General features: G+C 58.8%; 20 protein-coding genes and 1 pseudogene. 12 read left to right on the top strand and 9 right to left on the bottom strand.

Features of this window, described 5'->3' with window-relative positions:
* Positions 1-7 precede the first annotated feature (7 nt).
* The 5 genes and pseudogenes from ACQUTG_RS07750 to cobA all read left to right on the top strand — a co-directional run.
* Positions 8-2,581, top strand: a complete 2,574-nt coding sequence (locus ACQUTG_RS07750; protein ID WP_428918854.1) for a DNA translocase FtsK — start codon at positions 8-10, stop codon at positions 2,579-2,581.
* A 59-nt stretch (positions 2,582-2,640) separates the two neighbouring features.
* Positions 2,641-3,255: an outer membrane lipoprotein chaperone LolA gene (gene lolA / locus ACQUTG_RS07745; protein ID WP_428919254.1), complete on the top strand. Its 615-nt coding sequence runs from the start codon at positions 2,641-2,643 to the stop codon at positions 3,253-3,255.
* Positions 3,255-4,592: a replication-associated recombination protein A gene (locus tag ACQUTG_RS07740; RefSeq protein WP_428918853.1), complete on the top strand. Its 1,338-nt coding sequence runs from the start codon at positions 3,255-3,257 to the stop codon at positions 4,590-4,592. Before lolA ends, ACQUTG_RS07740 begins: the two co-directional genes overlap by 1 nt.
* 85 nt (positions 4,593-4,677) lie before the next feature.
* On the top strand, positions 4,678-5,952 hold the full coding sequence (gene serS, locus ACQUTG_RS07735) for a serine--tRNA ligase (protein WP_428918852.1): 1,275 nt from the start codon (positions 4,678-4,680) through the stop codon (positions 5,950-5,952).
* 101 nt (positions 5,953-6,053) lie between these two features.
* Positions 6,054-6,806 (top strand): annotated as a pseudogene (cobA, locus tag ACQUTG_RS07730) (uroporphyrinogen-III C-methyltransferase); the annotation flags it as partial.
* Positions 6,807-6,872: 66 nt separating this feature from the next.
* Here cobA and ACQUTG_RS07725 read toward each other — a convergent pair.
* The 8 genes from ACQUTG_RS07725 to gloB all read right to left on the bottom strand — a co-directional run bounded on the left by ACQUTG_RS07725 (position 6,873) and on the right by gloB (position 17,416).
* Positions 6,873-7,952, bottom strand: a complete 1,080-nt coding sequence (locus ACQUTG_RS07725) for a 3-deoxy-7-phosphoheptulonate synthase (RefSeq protein ID WP_428918851.1) — start codon at positions 7,950-7,952, stop codon at positions 6,873-6,875.
* A gap of 244 nt (positions 7,953-8,196) precedes the next feature.
* Positions 8,197-8,982, bottom strand: a complete 786-nt coding sequence (locus ACQUTG_RS07720; protein WP_428918850.1) for an enoyl-ACP reductase FabI — start codon at positions 8,980-8,982, stop codon at positions 8,197-8,199.
* 65 nt (positions 8,983-9,047) lie between these two features.
* Positions 9,048-10,664, bottom strand: a complete 1,617-nt coding sequence (locus ACQUTG_RS07715) for an ABC transporter ATP-binding protein (RefSeq protein ID WP_428918849.1) — start codon at positions 10,662-10,664, stop codon at positions 9,048-9,050.
* A 1-nt stretch (position 10,665) separates the two neighbouring features.
* Positions 10,666-11,688: an ABC transporter permease gene (locus ACQUTG_RS07710; protein WP_428919253.1), complete on the bottom strand. Its 1,023-nt coding sequence runs from the start codon at positions 11,686-11,688 to the stop codon at positions 10,666-10,668.
* Positions 11,689-11,690: 2 nt separating this feature from the next.
* Positions 11,691-12,776: a microcin C ABC transporter permease YejB gene (locus ACQUTG_RS07705; protein WP_428918848.1), complete on the bottom strand. Its 1,086-nt coding sequence runs from the start codon at positions 12,774-12,776 to the stop codon at positions 11,691-11,693.
* A gap of 46 nt (positions 12,777-12,822) precedes the next feature.
* A complete protein-coding gene (locus ACQUTG_RS07700; protein WP_428918847.1) occupies positions 12,823-14,646 on the bottom strand; it encodes an extracellular solute-binding protein in 1,824 nt (607 codons plus the stop codon).
* 7 nt (positions 14,647-14,653) lie between these two features.
* Entirely contained in the window at positions 14,654-16,348 is a 1,695-nt protein-coding gene (locus ACQUTG_RS07695; protein ID WP_428918846.1) for a LysM peptidoglycan-binding domain-containing protein, read from the bottom strand.
* A gap of 273 nt (positions 16,349-16,621) precedes the next feature.
* Positions 16,622-17,416, bottom strand: coding sequence for a hydroxyacylglutathione hydrolase (gene gloB / locus ACQUTG_RS07690; protein WP_428918845.1), 795 nt, complete (start codon positions 17,414-17,416; stop codon positions 16,622-16,624).
* Between the two features lie 94 nt (positions 17,417-17,510).
* Here gloB and ACQUTG_RS07685 point away from each other — a divergent pair, with 94 nt between their 5' ends.
* The 5 genes from ACQUTG_RS07685 (at position 17,511) to ACQUTG_RS07665 (ending at position 22,057) form a co-directional block, all read left to right on the top strand.
* Positions 17,511-18,311, top strand: coding sequence for a class I SAM-dependent methyltransferase (locus tag ACQUTG_RS07685; RefSeq protein ID WP_428918844.1), 801 nt, complete (start codon positions 17,511-17,513; stop codon positions 18,309-18,311).
* Positions 18,312-18,330: 19 nt separating this feature from the next.
* Positions 18,331-18,774 carry a ribonuclease HI gene (gene rnhA / locus ACQUTG_RS07680; RefSeq protein WP_428918843.1) on the top strand — a complete coding sequence of 148 codons (444 nt, stop codon included), beginning with the start codon at positions 18,331-18,333 and terminating at the stop codon, positions 18,772-18,774.
* Positions 18,771-19,481: a DNA polymerase III subunit epsilon gene (gene dnaQ / locus ACQUTG_RS07675; RefSeq protein ID WP_428918842.1), complete on the top strand. Its 711-nt coding sequence runs from the start codon at positions 18,771-18,773 to the stop codon at positions 19,479-19,481. The genes rnhA and dnaQ overlap by 4 nt, the downstream gene beginning before the upstream one ends.
* Before the next feature lie 217 nt (positions 19,482-19,698).
* The gene (locus ACQUTG_RS07670; protein WP_428918841.1) at positions 19,699-21,405 is read left to right on the top strand and encodes a chemotaxis protein; all 1,707 of its coding nucleotides are present in this window, start codon (positions 19,699-19,701) and stop codon (positions 21,403-21,405) included.
* 4 nt (positions 21,406-21,409) lie between these two features.
* A complete protein-coding gene (locus ACQUTG_RS07665) occupies positions 21,410-22,057 on the top strand; it encodes a multidrug transporter (RefSeq protein ID WP_428918840.1) in 648 nt (215 codons plus the stop codon).
* A 65-nt stretch (positions 22,058-22,122) separates the two neighbouring features.
* Here the strand turns inward: ACQUTG_RS07665 and ACQUTG_RS07660 are convergent, their stop codons facing one another.
* Positions 22,123-22,437: an SCP2 sterol-binding domain-containing protein gene (locus ACQUTG_RS07660; protein ID WP_428918839.1), complete on the bottom strand. Its 315-nt coding sequence runs from the start codon at positions 22,435-22,437 to the stop codon at positions 22,123-22,125.
* A 183-nt stretch (positions 22,438-22,620) separates the two neighbouring features.
* On the opposite strand from ACQUTG_RS07660, the gene sohB reads away from it, so the two are divergent.
* On the top strand, positions 22,621-23,685 hold the full coding sequence (gene sohB, locus ACQUTG_RS07655; protein WP_428918838.1) for a protease SohB: 1,065 nt from the start codon (positions 22,621-22,623) through the stop codon (positions 23,683-23,685).
* Positions 23,686-23,708: 23 nt separating this feature from the next.
* Positions 23,709-24,707 (top strand): YhdH/YhfP family quinone oxidoreductase, encoded by a 999-nt coding sequence (locus tag ACQUTG_RS07650; RefSeq protein ID WP_428918837.1) that lies wholly within the window; start codon positions 23,709-23,711, stop codon positions 24,705-24,707.
* Positions 24,708-24,716 lie beyond the last annotated feature (9 nt).

Here is a 24,716-nt window from a genome sequence, read left to right as displayed (position 1 = left end):
AGCATTCATGGCCGAAACCGCAAAAGCTAAGAAAGCATCCCCGGAACTTACGGAAAAGCAGCAGCGTTTTCGTCGTCTTGCCGCACAGGGCGCGCGTGAGGGCGCGGTAATCGCGTTGATTGCCCTGGCGATTTACCTCGCCATGGCCCTGGTCACCTTTACCCCCGGTGATCCCGGCTGGGCCAGCATCGGGCATGACACCTCGGTCCGCAACTACGCCGGCCGCACAGGCGCCTGGCTGGCGAGCCTGTTCATGGATTTCTTTGGTCACATGGCCTATCTCTTCCCGGTGATGATTGCCGGCTACGCGATCATGCTGATCCGGCGTCGGAATGAATCGCTGGACCTGCACTGGCCGCTATTTCTGATGCGCTTTGGCGGTTTCCTCCTGATCCTGCTGTCGTCGACCAGCCTGCTGTCCCTGTATTCGGTTTTCGGGCTTGGCGTGTCCTCGGGTGGTGTGCTGGGAACGGCCGTGTCCGAAGCGATGGTCCGGTTCTTCAACCTGCCGGCAACGACGCTTCTGCTGATCGCTATTTTCCTGTTTGCGCTTACGGTAACCACCGGCCTGTCCTGGTTCTGGCTGATGGACCAGGTGGGCGGTCTGACCCTGCGTTTCGGTCAGTTTCTCAAAGGTTTGTTCACATCCAGCGGCGACAAGCCTGCGAAGCCCAGGGCCGAGAAGAAAGCGCCGGAGGCTCCGAAGAAAGAACCGCCCATCGTGAATGACCGGGTTGAGAGCAATGCTGAGACCGCGGGGGGCAAAAAGGACCGTTGGTGGCATCGCTTGCCGGGCCTGGGTCCCCGCAAGGCCAGGTCCGAGGCGCCAGTCCAGCGTAGGGAACCGGCCCTGGACGGTCTGAGTGCCTCGGAACCGGCTGAGCCGGCGCGCCTGGAGAATTTCAGTGCGCGGGACAGCGGCGACAAGCCCGAGCCTCGGGCAAAGCCGGTAAAACCGGAGGCGCAGCCGGCCTCCCGATCCTTCAAGATCTCTCCGTTCAAGAAAGAGGATCAGTCGAAGGCGGAGAAAGGCAAGAAGCCCGGCCAGGGTTCCCTGCTGGAGGATATCGAAAGCCCGATTCCCCCTCTGACACTGCTGGATCCCCCCGAGGAGCACAAGGAGAAGGGCTACTCCGAGGAATCCCTGGAACATATGTCCCGCCTGCTGGAAGAGAAGCTGGCTGATTTCGGTGTCTCCGTGGAGGTGGTGGAGGTCAATCCCGGCCCGGTGATCACCCGCTTCGAGATCAAGCCCGCTCCCGGCGTGAAAGTGAGCAAGATTTCCAATCTGGCCAAGGACCTTGCGCGGTCCCTGGCGGTACTCAGCGTGCGGGTGGTAGAGGTTATTCCCGGCAAATCCGTTGTCGGTATCGAAATTCCCAACGAGGAACGGGAAATGGTCCGCCTGTCCGAGGTGCTTGGTGCGCGGGTATTCACCGAAAGCTCCTCGCCGCTGACCCTGGCCCTGGGTAATGACATCGGTGGCAACCCGGTGGTGGCCAACCTCGCCAAGATGCCGCACCTGCTGGTGGCCGGTACCACCGGTTCCGGTAAGTCGGTGGGGGTCAATGCCATGCTCCTTAGCATGCTGCTGAAGGCCACTCCCGAGGAGGTACGCTTCATCATGGTGGATCCGAAGATGCTGGAACTCAGCATCTATGACGGCATTCCCCACCTGCTGGCCCCGGTGGTGACTGACATGAAGGAAGCCGCCAACGCCCTGCGTTGGTGCGTCGCCGAGATGGAACGCCGGTACAAGCTGATGGCCAACCTCGGGGTCCGGAACATTGCCGGTTACAACCGCAAGGTCAAGGATGCCCAGGCCGCCGGTGAGCCCATTCTGGATCCGCTATGGAAGCCGGACGAGTATCTCGAAAACGACGAGGAGAACCGGCCCGAGCTGGAAACCCTGCCGTTCATCGTCGTCGTCATTGACGAGTTCGCCGACATGATGATGATCGTTGGCAAGAAGGTGGAGGAGCTGATTGCCCGCATTGCCCAGAAGGCCCGGGCTGCCGGTATCCACCTGATCCTCGCCACCCAGCGCCCGTCGGTGGATGTGATTACCGGCCTGATCAAGGCCAATATTCCCACTCGGATGTCGTTCCAGGTGTCCTCCAAGATCGATTCCCGGACCGTGCTGGACCAGGGCGGTGCGGAGCAGCTGCTGGGGCACGGTGACATGCTTTACCTGCCGCCGGGTTCCGGACTGCCGGTTCGTGTCCATGGTGCCTTCGTGGACGACGATGAAGTCCACCGGGTGGTGAGCGCCTGGAAAGCGCGCGGGGAACCCGTTTACGTGGATGATGTTCTCAATGGTGCGGAAGGCGAGAGTCTGCCGGGTGTCCCGACCCTCAGCGAAGGTGGCGGCGACAGCGAAGGCGATTCCCTGTATGACGAAGCGGTGGCGTTTGTCACTGAGGGGCGGAGGGTGTCGATTTCCTCCGTACAGCGTAAATTCAAGATCGGCTACAACCGGGCCGCAAACCTGGTGGAAGCCATGGAGGCGTCGGGAGTGGTAAGCGCTGCCGGGCATAACGGTGCCCGTGAGGTGCTGGCCCCGCCGCCACCCAGAGACTAGGAGTTAACCCTATGACGGTACGCCAGTTCAAAGTCGCGTTTTCCCTGGTGATCGGGTTGATGTTCAGCCTGGGCGCCGCGGCGGCCGAGGAGAGCAGTGCGCAGAGTCACGAAGCTGCGTCCGAGCTTGCTTCCATCCTCATGAGTTATGAGTCATACCAGGCGGACTTCATCCAGATTGTGGTGAACGAAAATGGTAGTCGCGTGCAGGAGACCCAGGGTGAACTCAAGGCCAAGCGCCCCGGACTGTTCTACTGGGAAACCAGTGCGCCCTTGCCCCAGTTCATCGTCAGTAACGGGGAAACGGTGGAAGTTTACGATCCCGACCTGGAGCAGGTAACCATCCATAAACTCGATGACCGGGTGCAGACCACGCCGGCCCTGTTACTCAGTGGCGAGGTCGACAATCTGGATGAAACCTACAAGGTGTCCCAGCGCCGCATTGGTGACAATACCCGGGAGTTCACTCTTGAACCACGGAGTCCGGATTCGCTGTTTATCTCCCTGCGACTGAGTTTCTTCAAGGGGGAACTGCAGGAAATGCGAATGAAGGATTCCCTGTCCCAGCTCAGCATACTGAGCTTCGACGACATCCGGTTGAATGAAGCCGTAGATGCCAGTGCCTTCACTCTGGAGTATCCCGACGGCGTGGATATTATCCGGGACGGAGTCTGATGCAGGACAGCCTTTTCGACGAGCCTGCGGGATTCCAGCCCCTGGCTGCCCGGATGCGGCCCGGGTCCCTGGATGAGTACGTTGGCCAGGCTCACCTGGTAGGCCCTGGCAAACCCCTTCGCCGTGCGGTGGAGCAGGGCCAGTTGCACTCCATGATTCTCTGGGGGCCTCCCGGGGTGGGCAAGACCACCTTTGCCCGCCTCCTGGCGAACGTGGGCAATCTCAGTTTTGAAACCATTTCGGCGGTGCTGAGCGGCGTGAAGGAGATCCGCGCGGTGGTTGAGCGGGCCAGGAATCGCAAGCAGAGCGAGGGGCGCGATACCCTGCTGTTCGTGGACGAGGTTCACCGTTTCAACAAGAGCCAGCAGGACGCCTTCCTGCCACATATCGAGGACGGTACCTTCATCTTCGTGGGTGCCACCACGGAAAATCCTTCCTTCGAGCTCAACAGCGCCTTGCTGTCACGTACCCGGGTGTATGTGCTCAAGAACCTGGAAGAATCCGATATCCTGGTCCTGCTGCAGCGGGCACTGACTTCCGAGCAAGGCTTTGCCGGCCGTCTGGCGGTTCCGGACCGGGTGCTGGAGCTGATGGCCACGGCTTCCGGTGGCGATGCCCGCCGTGCCTTGAACATCATGGAGGTGGCCGCCGACCTGGCCGAACCCGGTGAGGATGGCACCGATACCATCACCGAAGCGGTACTCGAGCAGGTGATGCAGACGAGTCTGCGGCGCTTCGACAAGGGTGGTGATGTCTTTTACGACCAGATCTCGGCCTTGCACAAGTCGGTGCGCGGCTCGGATCCTGATGGCTCTCTGTACTGGCTGTGCCGGATGCTCGATGGCGGCTGTGACCCGCTGTATGTGGCCCGCCGGCTGGTGCGTATTGCCAGCGAGGATATTGGTAACGCCGATCCGAGGGCGCTTCAGCTGAGTATGGATGCCTGGGATGCCCAGGAGCGGTTGGGATCCCCGGAAGGAGAGCTGGCCCTGGCGCAGGCAGTCACCTACCTGGCCCTGTCACCCAAAAGCAATGCTGTCTATAAAGCGTTCAACCAGTGCATGGCCGATATCCGTCAGGATCCGGACTACGAGGTGCCCCCGCATCTCAGGAATGCACCAACCAAACTGCTGAAATCCATGGGCCACGGTGACAGCTATCGCTACGCCCACGATGAGCCGGAGGCCTTTGCTGCCGGGGAATCCTACCTGCCCGAAGCCATTCATTCCCGCCGTTACTACGAGCCGGTCAACCGTGGACTGGAGATCAAGTTGGCTGAAAAGCGCCAACGCCTGGATGCCCGCAACGCTGAAAGCCCCAACAAGCGTTATTCCTGAGGTCCCACGGTGGTCACCGCCGACTGTGCAGGTATAATGGCCTGTCATTCAACTCATCACGCAAACCGGAAGAATCAGGATTACCATGCTCGATCCCAAACGCGTCCGTACCCAGACAGAAGAGATCGCCCGCCGGCTGGCTATCAAAAATTTCGAATTCGATATTGCCACCTTCGAGCAACTGGAAGAGCGCCGTCGCGCCCTTCAGGTGCGTACGGAAACGTTGCAGAGTGAGCAGAACAAGCGTTCCAAATCCATCGGCAAGGCCAAGGCGGCCGGTGAGGATATCCAGCCGTTGCTGGAGGAAGTGGACAGCCTGAAGAAACAGCGCTCCGAGGCCGAGGACGAACTGCGCGGTCTGCAGGAAGAGCTCAACGCTTTCCTGGCCGGCATTCCCAACCTTCCGGATGAAGATGTTCCGGCCGGGGCCAGTGAGGAGGATAATGTCGAAATTCGTACCTGGGGTGAGCCCAGGCACTTTGACTTCGAGCCAAAGGACCACGTCACCCTGGGTGAAAACCTGAAGGGTCTGGACTTTGAAACCGCCTCCCGGCTGGCCCATTCCCGATTTGTCGTGATGCGCGGTCCGATTGCCCGTCTGCACCGTGCCCTGGCTCAGTTCATGCTGGACCTGCACACGGGTGAGCACGGCTACACCGAGGCCTATGTGCCGTACCTGGTGAACGCCGAAACCCTGTACGGAACCGGCCAGCTCCCGAAATTCGAGGAAGACCTGTTCAAGACCGAGGGCGAGAATCCGCTGTACCTGATTCCGACCGCCGAGGTTCCGGCCACCAACCTGGTATCCGATACCATCCTGGATGCGGAAGAGTTGCCGGTGCAGCTGGTTTGCCATACGCCGTGTTTTCGCAGTGAGGCGGGGTCCTACGGCCGGGACACCCGTGGCATGATTCGCCAGCACCAGTTCGACAAGGTGGAACTGGTGCACGTGGTACGCCCGAGCGATTCCGAAGCCGCCCTGGAAGCGCTGACCGGCCATGCTGAGAAAGTCCTGCAGTTGCTTGAACTGCCGTACCGTCTGGTGACCCTGTGCGGTGGCGACATGGGCTTCTCTGCCGCCAGGACCTACGATCTGGAAGTCTGGCTGCCGGGCCAGAGCAAATACCGGGAAATCTCCTCCTGTTCCAATACCCGGGATTTCCAGGCACGGCGTATGCGTGCACGCTGGCGTAATCCGGAAACCGGCAAGCCTGAACCAGTTCATACTCTGAACGGCTCGGGTCTTGCGGTGGGTCGTGCCCTGATCGCGGTGATGGAGAACTACCAGCAGGAGGATGGCAGCATTGTGGTACCGGAAGTTCTTCGGTCTTACATGGGAGGCATCGAAAGGATCCAATGAGTGATCAACCCGCACCAGCACCCGGGGAGGGCATAACCGCAAGGCCTGCACCAATTCGGTACAGGGCCAATCCGGTCACCGACAATCCGAACAATTCCGCGGGTGAGGTGGCCCTGGTCGGTGCCGGGCCGGGAGATCCCGAGTTGTTGACGCTGAAAGCCTGGCGTTTGATCTGCTCGGCAGAAGTGGTGCTCTATGATCGCCTGGTATCGCCCGAGATTCTGGCGTTGATTCCGGACTCCGCGGAAAAGATCCATGTTGGCAAGCAGCGCTCGAACCACACCTTGCCCCAGGAGCTGATCAACCAGCGCCTGGTGGAGCTGGCCCGAAAGGGGTTCAAGGTAGTGCGACTCAAGGGGGGCGATCCGTTTATCTTCGGCCGGGGCGGCGAGGAGATTGAAACTCTGGCGGAAGCCGGAGTGCGCTTCCAGGTGGTTCCCGGCATCACCGCGGCTTCGGGCTGCGCGGCTTATGCCGGCATCCCCCTGACACACCGGGATCATGCCCAGTCAGTGCGTTTCATTACCGGGCATCTGAAGAATGACAGCTGCGATCTGCCCTGGGAGGACTTTGTCCAGAACAACCAGACTCTGGTGTTTTATATGGGGCTGGTGGGCTTGCCCATCATATCCCGCCAGTTGATCGAGCACGGCATGGCACCGGACATGCCGGTGGCATTGGTCTCGAAGGGTACTACTCCGGAACAGCATGTCGTGACCGGCACTCTGGAGACGATTGTCAGCCGCGTCGATGCCGAGCAGGTACGGGCGCCGACCCTGATCATTATCGGTCAGGTGGTGTCGCTGCGGGATAAGCTGGACTGGGTAGCAGGCTTGCCCGGTGGCGGTCTCTGAGTTCAGAGATTCCAGGCCCGGATATAAAAACGGGGAGCTCTTAGCTCCCCGTTTTTATTGGTGCCGTTACTGGCCGGCCTTGCGCTTGGGCAGCACATCCTTGAGCTTGTCACGCATTTCGCGGATGGCCTTTTCGGTGGTCGGCCAGTCGATGCAGGCGTCAGTCACGGAAACGCCATATTTCAGGTCGGCGAGATTTTCCGGAAGAGGCTGGTTGCCCCAGTTGATGTTGCTCTCAACCATCAGGCCCTGGATAGATGTGTTGCCTTCCAGGATCTGGTGGCTGATGTCCTGCAGCACCAGCGGCTGGATCGCAGGATCCTTGCTGGAGTTGGCATGGCTGCAATCCACCATGATGGATTTGCGAAGGCCGGCCTTCTCCAGCGCCTGCTCACACAGCGCTACGCTTACGGAATCGTAGTTGGGCTTGCCGCCACCGCCACGCAGAACCACGTGCCCATAGTTGTTGCCCTTGGTGCGGATAATGGCAACTTTACCCTGTTGGTCGATGCCCAGGAAACTGTGGGGATGGGAGACGGATTTCATGGCATTGACGGCCACATCGAGGCTGCCGTCGGTGCCGTTCTTGAAGCCGATCGCCATGGACAGGCCGCTGCTCATCTCCCGGTGGGTCTGGGATTCGGTGGTTCGGGCACCAATGGCGGACCAGGCGATGGTGTCCTGCAGATACTGCGGGGAGATCGGATCCAGAGCCTCGGTTGCAGCCGGCAGGCCGAGTTCGTTGATATCAAGCAGCAGCCGGCGACCGATGTGCAGGCCCTGCTCGATGTCGAAGGTGTCGTTAAGGTGCGGGTCGTTGATCAGGCCCTTCCAGCCAACGGTGGTGCGGGGCTTTTCGAAATAGACACGCATGACGATCAGGAGGGTGTCGCTGACTTCGTCTGCCAGCTTTCTCAGGCGCTGGGCATAGTCACGGGCAGCTTCCACGTCATGGATGGAGCAGGGGCCGACAACCACAAACAGGCGGTGGTCCTTGCCGTCCATGATGTCATAGATGGCCTGACGGCTGTTGGCAACGGTTTCTGCTGCCTTGTCTGACAGTGGCATTTCTTTTTTGAGCGCTTCCGGCGTAATCAGCGTTTCGGTGCTGGCCACATTCAGATCTTCTAGTTTCTTACCCGACATGTTGTTCTGCTTCCCCGGTTCTGATCGATATATCCCTCCGAACTGAGACCGGCTCAAAAGAGGAATACCTGGTAACATGAATATCGCCAGGAGCCTTGTACGGCAAGCCCCGGCGAGTTGTTTATACTGCGTTATTTGAGGGGTCTTTTCAACGCTTGGTGGCCCTTGTCCGTCACGCTTTCCGGTGGTCCGGATACAAAAAAACCGGCACCATCGGCACCGGTTTTTCGGGATTATCCGGGGATCACTCCTCGAGTTCACCCATGCCGGTAATGTTGAAACCGCCATCAACGTACATGATTTCGCCGGTGATGCCACTGGCCAGGTCGGAGCTCAGGAACGCAGCTGCGTTACCAACTTCCTCGGTGGTCACGTTCCGACGCAAGGGCGCGCGCCTGGCGTTTTCAGCCAGCATGCGGCGGAAGCTGGCGATGCCGGAGGCGGCCAGAGTCTTGATCGGACCGGCGGAGATGCCGTTCACGCGGATGCCTTCCTTACCGAGGCTCGCGGCCATGTAACGAACGTTGGCTTCCAGGGACGCCTTGGCCAGGCCCATCACATTGTAATTCTGAAGCACGCGCTCGGCGCCAAGGTAGCTCAGGGTAACCAGAGAGCTGCCCTCGTGCATCATCTTGCGCGCGCCCTTGGCCAGGGCAACGAAGCTGTAGGAGCTTATGTCGTGGGCGATCTTGAAGCCCTCACGGGTAGTGACGTCCACATAATTGCCGTTCAGCTCGTGGGCCGGGGCATAACCAACAGCGTGGATGATGATGTCGATGTTGTCCCAGTGCTTGTTCAGCTCGGTGAAGACGTTTTCGATTTCTTCGTCGCTGGCGACGTCGCAGGGGAAGGTCAGCTTGCTGCCCCACTGGTCCGCGAACTTCTCGACGCGGGACTGGAGCTTTTCATTCTGGTAGGTGAAGGCCAGTTCGGCGCCTTCACGGGCAAAGGCTTCAGCGATGCCGTAAGCGATAGAGTGTTTGCTGGCTACGCCAACGATCAGTGCTTTCTTGCCACTGAGCATTCCCATGGGTGTGTCTCCCTGTGTTCCTGATTTTCGAGCATTATCCCCGACCGTGCTGCCGGGAGTAACGCTCAATTGGTCGTAGTGGTGGATTCATCGGTGGTCTGGTAGAACAGTGCCGCGCTGAGCAGTTCCTGGGTATATCGCTGCTTCGGTGACCGGAAAATGTCTCCGGCATCACCGTACTCCACGATCTCGCCATGCTGGAGTACCAGAAGCTTGTGGCTCAGCGCGCGGACCACCGCCAGATCATGGCTGATGAAGATATAGCTTAGACCATAACGGGACTGGATATCCCGCAACAGCTGGATAACCTGTTTCTGGACTGTCCGGTCCAGGGCCGATGTCGGCTCATCGAGTATGATCAGGTCCGGTTGCAGTACCAGGGCCCGGGCAATGGCAATGCGCTGACGCTGGCCACCGGAGAACTCGTGGGGATAGCGATGTCTGGCTTCCGGATCCAGCCCCACGTCCTTGAGAGCACGGATCACTTGCTGCTCGTGGGTATCCTTGCCTTCGGGGTCGTGGATTTCGAGGCCTTCCCCCACGATCTCCGCAATGGACATTCGCGGGCTGAGACTGCCGAAGGGATCCTGGAAGACAATCTGGATACGTTTCCGGTAGGGCCGGAACTCTTTCTGGGTAAGGTCCGACAGTTCGTCGCCACCGAGTGTGAATCGTCCGGTGCTGGCCGTGAGCTTGAGCAGGGCGTGGCCGATGGTGGTTTTGCCACTGCCACTCTCGCCAACGATACCGAGGGTCTGGCCTTTGGAGAGTTCGAAGGTGGCCTGCTGTACGGCGTGGAAATACTCCCGGACCTTGCCGAACAGGGATTTTTTGACCGGAAAGCGGACATCCAGGTTGTTGACGCTGAGCAGGATCTCGCCTTCAACTTGCGCGGGTAGCGGCGCTTCCGGAGGCTCGGCGTCCAGAAGCTTCCGGGTATAGCTGTGCTCCGGATTCTCGAACAGCTGGGCTGTTTCTGCTTCCTCCACCAGCCGACCCTGTTCCATCACGACCACCCGCTCGGCATAGCGCCGGACAATGCTGAGGTCGTGAGTGATCAGCAGAATGGCCATGCCGAGCTTTTTCTGGAGGCTCTTGAGCAGTTCCAGGACCTGTTTCTGGACGGTGACATCCAGAGCGGTGGTGGGTTCATCGGCAATCAGCAGGTCCGGCTCATTGGCCAGGGCCATGGCGATCATCACCCGTTGCTTCTGGCCCCCGGAGAGTTGATGCGGGTAGCTCTTGAGCCGGGATTCGGGGTTCTTGATGCCGACCAGTTCCAATAATTCGATCGTCCGTTCCCGTGCCTGTGTCTCCCGCATACCCTTGTGCAGCGCCAGGGTTTCGCCAATCTGTTTCTCTACTGTGTGCAGTGGGTTGAGAGACGTCATGGGCTCCTGGAAGATCATCCCGATTTCCCGCCCCCGGATCTGGCGCAGCCGTTTGTCATTGGCGTGGAGCAGGTTCTCTCCCCGGAAATGGATTTCGCCCGAGGGGTAACTGGCGTGCCTGGCATCCAGCAGACGCAGCACAGAGAGCGCCGAGATGGATTTTCCGGAGCCGCTTTCACCCACCAGGGCAACGGTCTCCCCCTCGCGCACCGAAAAAGACAGGGACTCCACCACCGGCGGCGCCTGGTCAAACGAGATGGAAAGGTTGGAAATCTGCAGCAGGTCGCTCATATCAACTCTTTCTGGGATCAAAGGCGTCGCGGACCGCTTCACCCACAAACACCAGCAGGGTCAGCATTACCGAGAGGGACACGAAGGCGGAAATGCCAAGCCATGGTGCGTGCAGGTTGGCCTTGCCCTGGGCAATCAGTTCACCCAGCGAGGGGGACCCGGATGGCAGCCCGAAACCCAGGAAATCCAGGGAGGTGAGGCCGGTGATCGCCCCGGTCAGAATAAAGGGCAGGAAAGTGAGCGTCGCAACCATGGCATTGGGCAGGATATGCCGGAACATGATCTTGCGGTTTTCCAGGCCAAGGGCCCGGGCGGCCCGGACATACTCGAAATTACGGGCCCGCAGGAATTCCGCGCGCACCACGTCCACCAGTCCCATCCAGCTGAACAGCAACATGATTCCCAGCAGCCACCAGAAATTGGGCTGGACGATACTGGACAGAATGATCAGCAGGTACAGCACCGGAAGCCCTGACCACACCTCGATAAAGCGCTGACCGAGCAGGTCCACCTTGCCGCCGTAGTAGCCCTGGATGGCGCCTACCACCACGCCAACGACACAGCTGGCCAGGGTGAGTGTCAGGCCGAACAGCACCGAAATCCGGAAGCCGTAGATGACCCGGGCGGCCACGTCCCGGCCCTGATCATCGGTGCCGAGCCAGTTTTCCGGGCTCGGAGGCGCCGGTGAGGGGATTTCCAGGTCGTAGTTGATGGTGTCATAGCTGAAGCGTATCGGCGGCCAGACCATCCAGCCATTGGCCAGAATCTCCTCCGCAATAAAGGGATCCCGGTAATCGGCCTCGGTGGGCAGGAAGCCACCAAAGGTTTCTTCGGGCACCGACTCTACTACCGGAAAATACAGTTCTTCATTGTAGGAAACGACCAGGGGCCGGTCGTTGGCAATAACCTCGGCGACCAGCGACAACCCGAACAGCACAAGGAAAACCCACAGTGACCAGTATCCCCGGCGGTTATTCCGGAAATTGCGCAGGCGCCTTTGCTGGATCGGAGTCAGGGTTTTCATGCTCACGCGCCCTCCCGACTCTCAAAATCGATGCGCGGGTCCACCAGCACGTAAGTGATGTCGCTGATCAGTTTCAGAATCAACCCCATCAGGGTGAAGATGTAAAGGGTACCGAAGATCACCGGATAATCCCGGTTGAGCGCCGCCTCAAAGCCCAGCAGGCCAAGGCCGTCGAGGGAGAAGATGACCTCGATCAGCAGTGAGCCGGTAAAGAACAGGGCGACCAGCACGCCGGGCAAGCTGGCGATCACGATCAGCATGGCGTTCCGGAACACATGGCCATACAGAACCTGCTTTTCATCCAGGCCCTTGGCTCGGGCCGTCACCACATACTGTTTGCTGATCTCATCCAGGAACGAGTTCTTGGTCAGCAGGGTCAGGGTGGCAAAGCCACCAATGACGTTGGCTGTCACCGGCAGTGCCAGATGCCAGAAGTAGTCACCGATCTTCTGGTACCAGGTCAGTTCATCGAAATTGGAGGAAGTCAGTCCCCGCAGCGGGAACCAGTCGAAATAACTGCCGCCGGCGAACAGGACAATCAGCAGGATGGCAAACAGGAAGCCGGGGATGGCGTAGCCGATGACAATAGCCGAGCTGCTCCAGACATCGAAGCGAGAGCCGTCGGTCACCGCCTTGCGTATACCCAGCGGTATGGAGATGAAATAGATGATCAGGGTGGACCAGAGCCCCAGGGAGATCGACACCGGCATCTTGTCCAGAATCAGGTCGATGACACTGCGCTCCCGGAAGAAAGAGTCGCCGAAATCGAAGGTGGCATAGTCGCCGAGCATCTTGAAGAAGCGTTCGTGGGCCGGCTTGTCGAAGCCGTACATGACTTCGATTTCCTTCAGGAGCTCTTCGGGGATGCCCCGGGAACTGCGACTGTCACCGGAGCCGGTGGCCACTTCGCCACCGGTATCGCCGCCGGCGGCCCGGGCCAGGGCACTGCTGCCGTGACCTTCCATTTCAGCAATCAGTTGTTCAACCGGTCCGCCCGGCGCTGCCTGCACGATGACAAAGTTGAGCAGCATGATTCCGATCAGTGTCGGAATGATCAGCGCCAGGCGTCTGAGGATGTAAATGCCCATCTAGCGGAGGATTCCTTCCGTTACTGCTTGGGTCATGGACACTGGGTCAGGGTTTTACCCACCAGTTGTTCAGGTCGATGCCGTTCTTCGGTGTGACCTCGGGGCGCTCCAATTGGTTCCAGTAGGCCACCCGGTCCTTGCGCAGGTGCCAGTGTGGAATCACATAGTGGCCGTGGAGCAGTACGCGATCCAGGGCCCGTACACGCTGCACCAGTTCTTCCCGGTTCGGTGCCTGGATTACCAGATTCACCAGCTCATCAACCACCGGGTCCTGAATGCCCATGTAGTTCCGGGAGCCGTTGACGTTGGCGGTGGAGGAGTGCCAATACTCCCGTTGCTCGTTACCCGGTGAGTCGGACTGGGGCAATACCTGGGTGATCATGTCGTAGTCGAACTGACGTACCCGCTGGATGTACTGATTGCTATCGACCAGACGAACCGTCACGTCGATACCGAGCTTGGCGAGGTTGTTTTTGAAGGGAAGCACAATGCGCTCGAAGCTTTTCTGGAACAGGAGGATCTCGAAGGCGAGGGGCTCTCCGGTTTCCGTGTGCACCATCTTGCCATCCTTGATCGCATAACCGGCCGAGCGCAGCAGTTGCAATGCGGTGCGGAGATTTTCGCGAAGACCCTGCTGGCCCTCTGTGGCGGGCGGTGCGTATTCCTCGGTGAAAACGTCCTCGGTCAACTGGTCGCGGTACTGGTTCAGGATTTCCAGTTCGCGACCCTTGGGCAGGCCGTCGGAAGCCAGTTCACTGTTCTCGAAATAGCTGGAAGTGCGGGTGTATTGTCCGAAGAACAGGTTCTTGTTGGCCCACTCGAAATCAAAACCGTAGGCAAGCGCCTCGCGTACCTTGGGGTCGCTGAAGATGGATTTGCGTGTATTGAACACGAAACCCTGCATTCCGGACGGGCGATGGTGCTCAATGGCTTCCTTGATGACAGAGCCGTCCTTGAACATGGGACCGGTGTAGGCCGTTGCCCAGTTCTTGGCGGAGGATTCCAGGCGGAAATCAAAGTTTCCTGCCTTGAAAGCTTCCAGGGCGACGGTGTCGTCGGTGTAGTAATCGTAACGGATACGTTCGAAGTTGAAGCGGCCCTTACGCACCCCGAGATCTTTAGCCCAGTAGTCGTCTATGCGCTGATAGGTAATCGAACGACCTGCCTCGAATTCGCCGATGCGATAGGGACCGCTGCCAACCGGCGGCGTGAGGCCGTTCTTGCCGAACTCACGGTCTGACCAGTAATGGGCCGGCAGAATCGGCATCTGACCGATAATAAGCGGCAGTTCGTGATTGGTGGTTTCACCAAAGTTGAAGCGCACCCGCTTCGGGCCTTCGATGACGACCTCTTTCACATCGGCATAGTAGTTCCGGTAGAACGGATGCCCCTTGGTGGTCAGGATTTCGAAGGAAAACTTCACGTCCTCAACAGTGATTGGCTCTCCATCGCTGAAGCGGGCCTCCTCACGCAGGTTATAGACTACGTAGCTCCGGTCTTCGGGAGTCTCCAGGGATTCGGCAATGAGGCCATAAGCGGAGAAGGGCTCGTCATCGGAGGATTCCAGCAGGGTATCGTAGAGGTAGGTGCTGATCCCGGCAGCAGCCACACCCCGGATGTCGAATGGATTGAACGAGTCAAAGCCGTTAGCCACCACCGCCATCTTCAGGGTGCCGCCCTTGGGTGCCTCCGGATTGACGTAGTCGAAGTTGGAAAAGCCCTCCGGGTACTTCGGTTCGCCGTGCATGGCAATACCGTGTTGCGGCTGCAGGTTTTCTGTGTCGGTGGCGGCCTGGGTTACCGGGACCGCCAACAGGGACAATGATGCAACGATGGACGTGAGGTGCGAGGCTTTCCGTGTTCTTGTCATAGTTCGCTTACGGACTGTTACGAATGTCCACGTAGAGTACCAGACTTTGTCCGGGTTGGAGATAACGTGATTTATTCAGGTCGTTCCAGCTTGCGATGTCATTCACGTTCACTGAAAAACGGTTGGCAATGGCGTAGAGGGAGTCGCCTTTACGAACCCGGTAACCCACCTTGCGTACCATGGCTTTGCCGCGGGCGCTGTTGGATGCCAGCACCGTTGCCTGACTGGTCTTCGACCAGATCACGAGTTGCTTACCCGGGATCAGGGGATCGCCGGGTGCCATGCCGTTCCAGGCAGCCACTTCACGAACGGAAACCCGGTGTTCCCGGGCAATATCCCAGAAGGTGTCGCCCCGGCGTACGGTGTATTGGACCCGGTTACCGTCACGTTTGCGTTCCTGTTTGCGCTCGAGCCGCTGGGAGGCACTGAGCGCGTAGGCATCCGAACCACGGGAAGCGGATGGGATGAGAAGATTCTGGCCAATGCGGATCAGGTCCGAGTTCAGCTTGTTGACCTTCTGAATCACCGAAGGGGTCGTGTTGAACTTGCGGGCAATGGTGATCAGGCTGTCGCCGGACCGGACACTGTAGTTCTGCCAGGAAACACGTTGATCGACCGGGAAGTTCGCCAGCGCCGTGCGGAATTTCTCTGCTTTGTCGACCGGGACAAGCAGCCGGTGTGGCCCGTCAGGGTTCGTCGCCCAACGGTTGTAGGACGGGTTCAGCAGGTAGATCTCATCGATATCGACGCCTGCGAGTTCGGCCGCCTGGGCCAGATCCAGTTGCGAACCGGTCTCCACCACTTCGAAATAGGGCGTATCCTCCAGCGGTGGCAGGGTGACGCCATAATCCTCCGGCTTGTCGAAGATCTTGGCGAGAGCGATCAGTTTGGGAACGTAATGCCGGGTTTCCCGGGGCAGATTCAGGGACCAGAAGTCGGTTGGCCGGTTGCTCTTCCGGTTGCGCCGCATGGCGCTCGAGACGGTGCCGCCACCACTGTTGTAGGCCGCCAGCGCCAGGGTGTAATCGCCGTCGAACCGCTCGGTCAGGCGCTCGAGGTAGCGCAGGGCGGCGTCGGTTGCGGCGATGATGTCGCGGCGGTCGTCATGCCACCAGCTCTGGGTCAGGCCGAAGTATTTGCCCGTGGAAGGGATAAATTGCCAGATGCCCGCAGCACGGCCGTGGGAATAGGCGAACGGATCGAAGGCACTTTCGACAACGGGCAACAAAGCGAACTCCGCCGGGAGCCCGCGCTTTTCGGTCTCGTTGAGTATGTAATGCAGATACCGGCTACCCCGGTCAACGACCCGGTCAATGTATTTCGGATGGCTCGCGTACCAGTTCAGTTGGTCCCGGACACGCTCATTGTCCACCTCGTGATCCAGGGCAAAGCCCTGGCGCAGACGGTTCCAGAGATCGCGCTCCTTCTCAGCCTCGTCGGATTGCTGTGCGGGTTTATCGAGTTTATCCCTGGCATCCCGTGCGGTCGCCTGAAGCTCGGGGGCGATGGCTTCATCCAACGGCTCGTCGGAGGTGGCGTCAGCGCTTTTGCCGGACTCAACAGCATCTTTCAGATCCTGATCGCCGGTTGCGACGGTGACCTGCCGGGATTCCAGAGGATCATTGGACGGGGATAGAAACGTGGAGCAGCCGGTACTCAGAGCACTGGCCAGCAGCAGAAGCGAGAATCGGTTGACCGACATAAGCATTTCCGGATCAGGGTATTGACCAGATCATACCTTGGAAAATCTGGCCTGATGAATGGGTTGGGTCACAAAAGTGAAACCGATTCTATGAGAGTGGATTTCCGGGGGTCAAGAAACGGCTCGTTACGATGACGACAGGGAGTGTGAACATGGGGGGGGTATGTGGGGTCTGATGAAAGCCTTCATCTGACCCCGTCTTGGAACCGGGGTGTCGGAGTTGGGCGTGAAAATGGGGTCAGAAGAAAGCTTTCTTCAGACCCCGACCTGTCTTCAGAAATTGTCCTTGCCGTGCCGAATGGCAGCAAAAATGGCATTCTCCGAATCCGCCGGCAGTCCATTCTGAGCACAATAATTCCGGGCAGCATCCACAACTACCGGATCGTCCCACCGGAGAAACGGATTCAGGCGTTTTTCATCACCCAGCACCGACGGAACCGTGGGCTTGCCCGCTTCCCGGGCTTGTTGGCACTGTTCCTCAAAGGTCTTCAGGCCTTCGTCCCTTGGTAGCCAGCTTCGGGCGAACCGGAGGTTGGCCAGGGTGTACTCGTGGGCGCAGTAGACCGCGGTTTTTTCCGGCAGATTGCGCAGGGTCTGGAGGGATTGCCGCATCTGTTCCGGGGTGCCTTCGAACAAACGCCCGCAGCCGCAGACGAACAGCGTGTCGCCACAGAAAAGGACCGGGTGGCCGTTGACTTCAACGTCGGTAAAGTAAGCGATATGGTCCAGGGTGTGGCCCGGAACGCCCAGAACCTGGAAGGTGATCGACTCCCAGACAACCTCGTCACCCGGGTGCACCAGGTTGGTCGAGCCCTTGTACGGAGATTCCGCGGGGCCGGTTACCCGGCAGTCCGGGTGAGCCTTCACCAGCTCCTTGACGCCGCCAACATGGTCCGGATGGTGGTGGGTGACCAGAATCGTGTCCAGGGTCAGGCCCTTGGCGGACAAGTGTTCCTCCACAGGCGCTGCCTGCCCCGGGTCTACAATCAGTGCTTTTCTGGTGTCGGAGTCAGACAGGCACCAGATGTAGTTATCACTGAAAGCAGGAATTGCGGAAATGGTCAGCATACGGCCCCACATGTGTTCGTAGAATGTGACTGTTATGATAGAGCAATAAATCTGTGGCCCCAACCTGGAGGCTGACAAGGCGGGAGGCAGGGTAGTGGTCAGATCCGGCAACATTGACTATCCGGCAAGGCACGAGAATTTCGAGCGTTGGTTCCAGTCTCCGCTCGGTCGGGCATTACTGGCGGACCAGCGCCGGTTCTGCGATTACGAACTGGGCAGCCTGATCGGGGCACGGCAGCTGCAGATTGGCGTCAGTCACCGTCTGCCGCTGGCCACCGGTACCGATTTCGCGCAAAAGATCATGACCACCCCAAGGTGGTTCCCGCATATGCCAGAAGGTGTGGCGGTATGCGATGCCGATGAGCTGCCATTCCCGTCCGATTCCATGGATCTGGTCATCCTGCACCATACCCCTGACTTCTCCCCGTACCCGCACCAGGTGCTAAGGGAATCTGCCAGAGTATTGCGAGGTGAGGGCACCATCGCTTTGATTGGCTTCAATCCAATGAGTCTGTGGGGGCTGCGCAGGCTTTTGTCCCGGCAGCAGGAAGGCCCCTGGGGCGGCCGGTTCCTTCTCAGGCGGCGGATGGAGGACTGGCTCCGGCTGCTCGGGTTCAGTGTGGAAACGTCGGTGACACGGTTTCTCAGATTCCCAATGCAGCGTTCGGGCAGGCATAGCTATCGCTGGATTGATACCCGACTGGCGGGCAATCGTTTCCTGCCTCTGGGCGCCTATTACTGTATCCTTGCCAAAAAACGGGTCTATGGCCGGATTCCCAGGCAACCGGCCTGGCGCAAGAGCAAGGTCATTGCCATGCCCGGGACGGGTGCGGTTGGCGCCTCGCGGGGATGCTACCGCAGCCGGGGCGCCGGCAGGCCCGAGTGTCAGGATTAGTGAGGATTCAGGAGTATGAATGGCGGATAAGGTAATTCTCTACACTGATGGTGCCTGCAAGGGTAATCCCGGTCGGGGAGGTTGGGGCGTGGTGCTTCGTTATGGCGATGCCAAAAAGACCCTCCATGGCGGGGAACTGCACACCACCAACAACCGCATGGAACTGATGGCGGCGATCCGTGGTCTGAAGGCGCTCAAGCGTCCCTGCGATGTGGAGCTCTACACGGATTCCCAGTATGTCCGCAAGGGCATCACCGAGTGGATGTCCGGGTGGAAACGCAATGGCTGGAAAACCGCGGCGAAAAAACCGGTAAAGAATGACGACCTGTGGCGGGAGCTGGATGCCGAAACCTCGCGGCACCGGATCAACTGGCACTGGGTAAAGGGCCATGCCGGTGTGCCCGACAACGAACTGGCCGATGAACTGGCAAACCGTGGCGTAGCGGAATTGAGTGAAGCATGAGACAAATCGTACTGGATACCGAAACCACCGGCATTGATCCCAATGAAGGGCACCGGATCATTGAAATCGGTTGTGTGGAAGTGGTTGAGCGTGAGCTGACCGGCCGCAATTACCATGTCTATATCAACCCGGAGCGAGAGGTGGAGGCCGAAGCCATCACCGTTCACGGGATCACCAATGAATTTCTCGCCGACAAGCCGAAATTCGCCGAGGTCGCCGAGGAGTTCTTCGAGTTCATCAAGGGCGCCGAGCTGGTTATCCATAACGCCGCGTTCGACGTGGGTTTCATGGATGCCGAGTTTGCTCGCCTGAAGCCCGTTCGCAAAACCGCCGACCATTGCGGCATCGTCGATTCCCTGGCCATCGCCCGCACCAAGCACCCAGGCCAGAAGAACAGCCTGGACGCCCTGTGCAAGCGCTACGGCGTGGATAACAGTAACCGGGAACTTCACGGCGCATTGCTGGACGCCGAGATCCTGGCCGATGTCTACCTGTTGATGACCGGCGGTCAGACCGCGCTGTCGCTGGATGCCGGTTCGGAAGACGGTGGCGCAGCCGGTGGAATCCGACGCCTCAAGGCCGACCGCCCGCGGCTTTCTGTGGTGCGGGCTTCCGATGAAGAGGCTGGTGCCCATGACGAGTTCATCTCGATGCTGGACAAACAGTCGGGTCAGAGCCTTTGGAGCAAGCTCGAACAGGCGGAATGAGAACTGGGTCAGCGTGTACCAATTGTTACACTCCGCCTTTGTTGAGCAACATGAGTTTTGTGTTATAAGTAATGATAAGTTCGCCAGTTTTTTGCGAACAGAGAACTGGTCGGTCAGGGTGTAGCCGATCAATAACAACAAAGTCCGGTACTTCGTGGCCGGGCTGAATGTCAGGCACGGGACGCGGTAGTCTCCGCAAATCAGACAGGAAGCGTTTATGGTTCAATCGTCTCTGGCGACGAAATCGCAGTCGTTTGATCTGGTCAAAAGTGAGATAGAACAGACCATCAAACAGGCAGAATCCAGCCTTGAGCGTTTCCAGGAAAATCGCGAGAGCGGGGAAGACCTCCAGAACTGTGTCGATTACCTGAATCAGTTGCGTGGCATTTTCATCCTCGTCGAGCTTCGTGGCGGCACCCTGTTGTGCCAGGAAGCGGTTGCCATGGCCAACGACGTTCCGGTCGGTGCCAATGACGACAAGAACATTCTCCTTACCACCCTGAACAGCGCCCTGTTTATACTCCGTCGGTACGTGGAATACTACCACCAGCAGCGCGAGGACCATCCGGAGCTGTTGCTGCCGGTTATTAATGATCTGCGCGAAGCCCGCCGTGAAAAACCTTACCCGGAATCCTGTTTCTTTGATGTGGATGTCAAGGAGCGTCCGGACTTCTGTGCGGATCTCAAGCTCGCTGCCTTTGAAGGTAATGAAGCGGACTACGAGGTTATGGCCCGAAGGATGCGGCTGACGTTCCAGGTGGCCTTGCTTGGCGTGCTGCGGGATCGCAACGACGTGGTCAGCAAGAAACTGTTCGGCCGCGCCTCCCGCGGATTTGCGCAGCTGTGTCAGGGTGCGCCCATGGGGCAGATGTGGTGCCTGTTGGGAATTGTTGCAGACACGATGCTTGATCGCGCCATGATCTTCACCAAGGCCCGCAAGCGCATGTTCATGCGCATAGAGCGGTACGCCCGGGAGGTGGTTTATGTCGGCAAGGTGGCCACGGCCAAGGATGCCCCGGATTCACTGGTTCGGGACCTCATCTACATGCTTTATCGGAGTGGGTCCGCAAACCCGGAAGTGACACGCATTCTTTCCGCTTATCGCCTGGCGCCCGCGGAATTCCCGGATTCCATGCTGGAGGCCCATGCCCGACGCCTGTATGGCCCGGGTAGTGATGTCCTCAAATCTCTGTCGGACGCGCTGCAGGATGAGCTCAATCAGCTCAAGGACAAGCTCGACATTATCGAAAGGGGTATTGAGCCGGACCTGGCGGAGCTGTCGTCCATCGCTGATGCCCTTGAGCGTCTTGCCAATACTCTGGTGATGCTGGATCTGAACAAGCTTGCCGGCATTTCCCGTGATGAAGCGGCCAAGCTTCGCAGATGGGAAGATGACAACCGATTGCCGGGTGATGACGAACTGTATCGCCTGGCGGACTCGGTTCTGGGCGTAGAGGATGCGGTGATGCAGATTGTCACTCGCGGTATTACCTCGGAAACGGACGCGTTGGCTGGCAGCCGGCGCAACCGGGATGAGTCGGTCTATCTCCAGGAAGCGATGTTTGTGGTGGCGGATGAGGCCAGAAGTGCGCTGACCCTGGCCAAACGGGCTATCACGGCATTCATTGAATCGGATTACGACAAACTGCACCTGGCCAACCTGCCTGCAACCCTGCACAGCATCTGGGGTGGCCTGCAGATGGTCAACGATCCCGGTGCCGCCAATGTGCTCAAACGTGTTGCCGCCTCGATTCAGGACCGTCTCCTGGATGCCCGCCAGGCGCCTCCCCATCAGGTGCTAGAAGCGCTGGCGGATGCTTTGACGTCGCTTGAGTATTACATTGAAAGCATCGGCAAGCGGGAAGACCGCAACCCCGATCTGCTCAAGCTGGCAGAATCCTCCCTGGACGACGTTGGTTTGTAATCCCATGTCCCATGAGCTCGCAACTATCGTTCTGGCAGTCGTTGGCGCGGTGCTGGTGATTGCGAGCCTTCTGTTTTTCCTCCGTCCACGCTGGTTGCTGGGCTGGCTCAAAGGCATGGCGGTATTCTCCGTGCTGGTCATCGGTATCTATACCCTGGTGATTGCTGTGAACCTGATGGGCTATCAATCGCTGGAGGGGATGAAGACCGTTGCGACGGTATCCACCCAGCGGCAGGGAGAGCAGCTCTGGGTTGTGACACTGCAGACCGGAGAGCAAGCACCGGTCATCCAGTCGGTCAAGGGCGATCAGTGGCAGCTGGATGCTCGTATCATTCGGTTCGCCGGCCCCATTCGCTGGTTGGGGATTGCACCGGGATACCGGCTCGAGCGCTTGAGTGGTCGTTATACCTCGCTCGAAAATGAACAGAGTATGCCCAGGACGGTGATCGGGCTGAGCGAACAGAAGTGGCCCGATCTCTGGGAGCTGGACCGCCAATTCAACTTGCCGTTTGTGGAGGGGGTCTATGGTAACGCGACCTTCATGCCGATGCGTGACGGCGCCTTGTTCGATGTCCGGCTGTCAGCGTCAGGCCTGGTGGCGACACCCCAGAACGAAGCCGCACGGCAGGCGGTTCAGCTATGGGATGAGTGAGCCGGAAATTCAGGCATAAAAAAACCTGCGGCGTGCGCAGGTTTTTTTATGAGCGGGGCAGGGCTTCAGCCCATGTTGAACAGCTCGCCCAGCTTGGTTGCCAGCATCATGTCGCCTTCGGCGCGCAGCTGACCAGCCATGAACGCCTGCATACCGTCGGTTTCGCCGGAAACGATGCCCTGCAGAGTATCGGAGTTCATGATCAGGGTAACGGAAGGGTCTTCATGAGAGCCTTCGTGCAGCTTGCAGGAGCCGTCGTTGATGGCCAGGTGGTAGTTATTATCGTCCTCAATGTCGAACTGGAACACCAGGTCGAGGCCTTGAGCTGCGTCTGCGTTGAAATTCTGTTCGAGTTTTTCAAATACCTGAGCTACAGACATTATCTTGCCCTTCTGAATGGTTGTCTTGTCTTGGCGAAGCCGATCTCGCAATTCGACTTTATGGTCAGCGAAGGGTCGTGTCAAGCTCGATCGAACGCTTGTTTTAATTTTTTTGCTCCGCTTATCAGTGTTAATTCGGTAAGTTACACTCTCGTCTTTGCATAACCATTTGGAGAAACCATTTTGGAGTTCCTGACAGAATACGGCCTGTTCCTGGCCAAGGTCGTTACCTTCGTGGTTGCCGCCCTTGTGATCATTTCCGTCATACTATCTGCTGCCCAGAAGGAGCGTGAGGATCACGAAGGAGAGGGCGAGTTGAGAATCCGGAAACTCAACGATAAATACCAGAAGTTGCGGGAAACCATTCAGGCGCGGCTGATGGATGAGGGCGAGCGCAAGGCCTTCCAGAAAGCACGTAAAAAGGAAGACAAAGCCGAGAAAAAAGCCGCAAAAGCCAAGGCCAAGAGAGGGGGTGCGGAACCGGAAGCCCGATCGAAGGTTTATGTGCTCGATTTTGACGGCGATATCAAGGCCAGCGATACCGACCAGTTGCGCCGGTCGATTTCAGCGGTACTGAGTGTTGCCAAACCGGAGCAGGACGAAGTGGTCATTCGCCTCGAAAGCGGGGGAGGACTGGTGCATTCCTATGGCCTTGCTGCTGCCCAGCTGGACCGGATTCGCAGCAAGGGTATCCCGCTGACGGCCTGCGTCGACAAGGTGGCCGCCAGTGGTGGTTACATGATGGCCTGTGTTGCCGATCGGATCGTTGCCTCCCCGTTTGCGATTCTCGGGTCTATCGGCGTGGTGGCGCAGTTGCCAAACTTCCACCGTTTCCTCAAGAAGAATCATGTGGATTTCGAGGTGCTGACTGCGGGTGAGCACAAACGCACCATGACCATCTTCGGGGAGAACACCGATAAAGGCCGGCAGAAATTTCTCGAGGATCTGGAGGATACCCATGGTCTGTTCAAGGAGTACGTGACCGATCGCCGGCCCAGTGTCGATATCGCCAAAGTGGCCAATGGCGACATCTGGTTTGGCAAGCGGGCGCTGGAGGTCAATCTGATCGACGAGATCAAGACCTCCGACGAATATCTCATTGAGGCCTGTGATCGTGCCGACGTAGTGTCAGTGACGTTCCAGCGCAAACGGACACTCCCGGAAAAACTGGGCCTGGCCACCAGCGCGGCTCTGGAGCACACCGTATGGCGCGTGCTCAGTGCTTTCCGGAACCAGAAGATTCAGTAGCTGACAATAAACGGGGTAACACCATGACAACGAACAGCGAATTCAAAGCCTGGCGAGTGGAAGAGAAAGATGGCGAATACCAGGGTAGTGAACAGACCCTCAACACGGCCGATCTGCCGGAAGGCGAGGTTCTGATCCGGGTCAGTCATTCGTCACTGAACTACAAGGATGCTCTGTCTGCGTCCGGCAACAAGGGCGTCACCCGCTCGTTTCCCCATACGCCCGGCATTGATGCCGCGGGTGAAGTGGTGGAGTCTGCAGCTGGTGAGCCGGCGGTGGGCAGCCAGGTGATTGTCACCGGTTATGACCTCGGCATGAACACCGATGGCGGTTTTGGTGAGTACATCCGCGTACCGGCCGCCTGGGTTGTGCCGATGCCGTCTGGTTGGGATGCCCGTACTGCGATGATCTACGGCACTGCTGGCCTCACTGCAGGCCTGTGCGTCAGCAAACTCCTGAAAATGGGCGCCAGCCCGGAGCAGGGCAAGGTCGCTGTCAGTGGTGCCTCTGGTGCCGTGGGTAGCGTGGCCGTCGAATTGCTGGCGAACCTGGGCTTTGACGTGGTGGCGATCAGTGGCAAGGCTGATCATGCTGACGGTCTGAAGGAACTGGGCGCCAGTGAAGTGGTTGGCCGTGATGCTCTGGCTGAAGAGAAGAAGCCGCTGTTAAAGCCGGTCTTTGCCAATGCGGTTGATACTGTGGGGGGCACACCGTTGGCGGAGTTGCTCAAGCAGGTCCAGCCGGGTGGGTCAGTGTCTTGCTGCGGCCTGGTGGCCGGCCCTCAGCTGTCGACCACGGTGCTGCCGTTCATTCTGCGGGGCGTGAACCTGTTGGGTGTGGATTCGGTTGAGATTCCGCTGGCTGACAAGCAAACGGTGTGGGAGAAGTTTGCCGGTGAGTGGAAGTGCCCGAAGACTGAAGCCTCGGCCCGGGATATCGGCCGTGCGGAGCTGGATGAGGCGCTGAAGGCGTTTTTGAAGGGGGCGTCTGCGGGCAAGATCGTGTTGGATCATAGCCTGTGAGGTGACTTC

The organism is Marinobacter sp. DUT-1 (assembly GCF_050379415.1).
Lineage (GTDB): Bacteria > Pseudomonadota > Gammaproteobacteria > Pseudomonadales > Oleiphilaceae > Marinobacter.
Note: the sequence above shows the minus strand (reverse complement) of the source record. Positions and strands in the feature narration are given on the sequence as shown.

Excerpts from the sequence above, each read along its gene's own strand:
- ACQUTG_RS07750 (WP_428918854.1), top strand. The coding sequence starts at position 8 with ATGGCCGAAACCGCAAAAGCTAAGAAAGCATCCCCGGAACTTACGGAA.
- lolA (WP_428919254.1), top strand. The coding sequence starts at position 2,641 with ATGTTCAGCCTGGGCGCCGCGGCGGCCGAGGAGAGCAGTGCGCAGAGT.
- ACQUTG_RS07740 (WP_428918853.1), top strand. The coding sequence starts at position 3,255 with ATGCAGGACAGCCTTTTCGACGAGCCTGCGGGATTCCAGCCCCTGGCT.
- serS (WP_428918852.1), top strand. The coding sequence starts at position 4,678 with ATGCTCGATCCCAAACGCGTCCGTACCCAGACAGAAGAGATCGCCCGC.
- ACQUTG_RS07725 (WP_428918851.1), bottom strand. The coding sequence starts at position 7,952 with ATGTCGGGTAAGAAACTAGAAGATCTGAATGTGGCCAGCACCGAAACG.
- ACQUTG_RS07720 (WP_428918850.1), bottom strand. The coding sequence starts at position 8,982 with ATGGGAATGCTCAGTGGCAAGAAAGCACTGATCGTTGGCGTAGCCAGC.
- ACQUTG_RS07715 (WP_428918849.1), bottom strand. The coding sequence starts at position 10,664 with ATGAGCGACCTGCTGCAGATTTCCAACCTTTCCATCTCGTTTGACCAG.
- ACQUTG_RS07710 (WP_428919253.1), bottom strand. The coding sequence starts at position 11,688 with ATGAAAACCCTGACTCCGATCCAGCAAAGGCGCCTGCGCAATTTCCGG.
- ACQUTG_RS07705 (WP_428918848.1), bottom strand. The coding sequence starts at position 12,776 with ATGGGCATTTACATCCTCAGACGCCTGGCGCTGATCATTCCGACACTG.
- ACQUTG_RS07700 (WP_428918847.1), bottom strand. The coding sequence starts at position 14,646 with ATGACAAGAACACGGAAAGCCTCGCACCTCACGTCCATCGTTGCATCA.
- ACQUTG_RS07695 (WP_428918846.1), bottom strand. The coding sequence starts at position 16,348 with ATGTCGGTCAACCGATTCTCGCTTCTGCTGCTGGCCAGTGCTCTGAGT.
- gloB (WP_428918845.1), bottom strand. The coding sequence starts at position 17,416 with ATGCTGACCATTTCCGCAATTCCTGCTTTCAGTGATAACTACATCTGG.
- rnhA (WP_428918843.1), top strand. The coding sequence starts at position 18,331 with ATGGCGGATAAGGTAATTCTCTACACTGATGGTGCCTGCAAGGGTAAT.
- dnaQ (WP_428918842.1), top strand. The coding sequence starts at position 18,771 with ATGAGACAAATCGTACTGGATACCGAAACCACCGGCATTGATCCCAAT.
- ACQUTG_RS07670 (WP_428918841.1), top strand. The coding sequence starts at position 19,699 with ATGGTTCAATCGTCTCTGGCGACGAAATCGCAGTCGTTTGATCTGGTC.
- ACQUTG_RS07665 (WP_428918840.1), top strand. The coding sequence starts at position 21,410 with ATGTCCCATGAGCTCGCAACTATCGTTCTGGCAGTCGTTGGCGCGGTG.
- ACQUTG_RS07660 (WP_428918839.1), bottom strand. The coding sequence starts at position 22,437 with ATGTCTGTAGCTCAGGTATTTGAAAAACTCGAACAGAATTTCAACGCA.
- ACQUTG_RS07650 (WP_428918837.1), top strand. The coding sequence starts at position 23,709 with ATGACAACGAACAGCGAATTCAAAGCCTGGCGAGTGGAAGAGAAAGAT.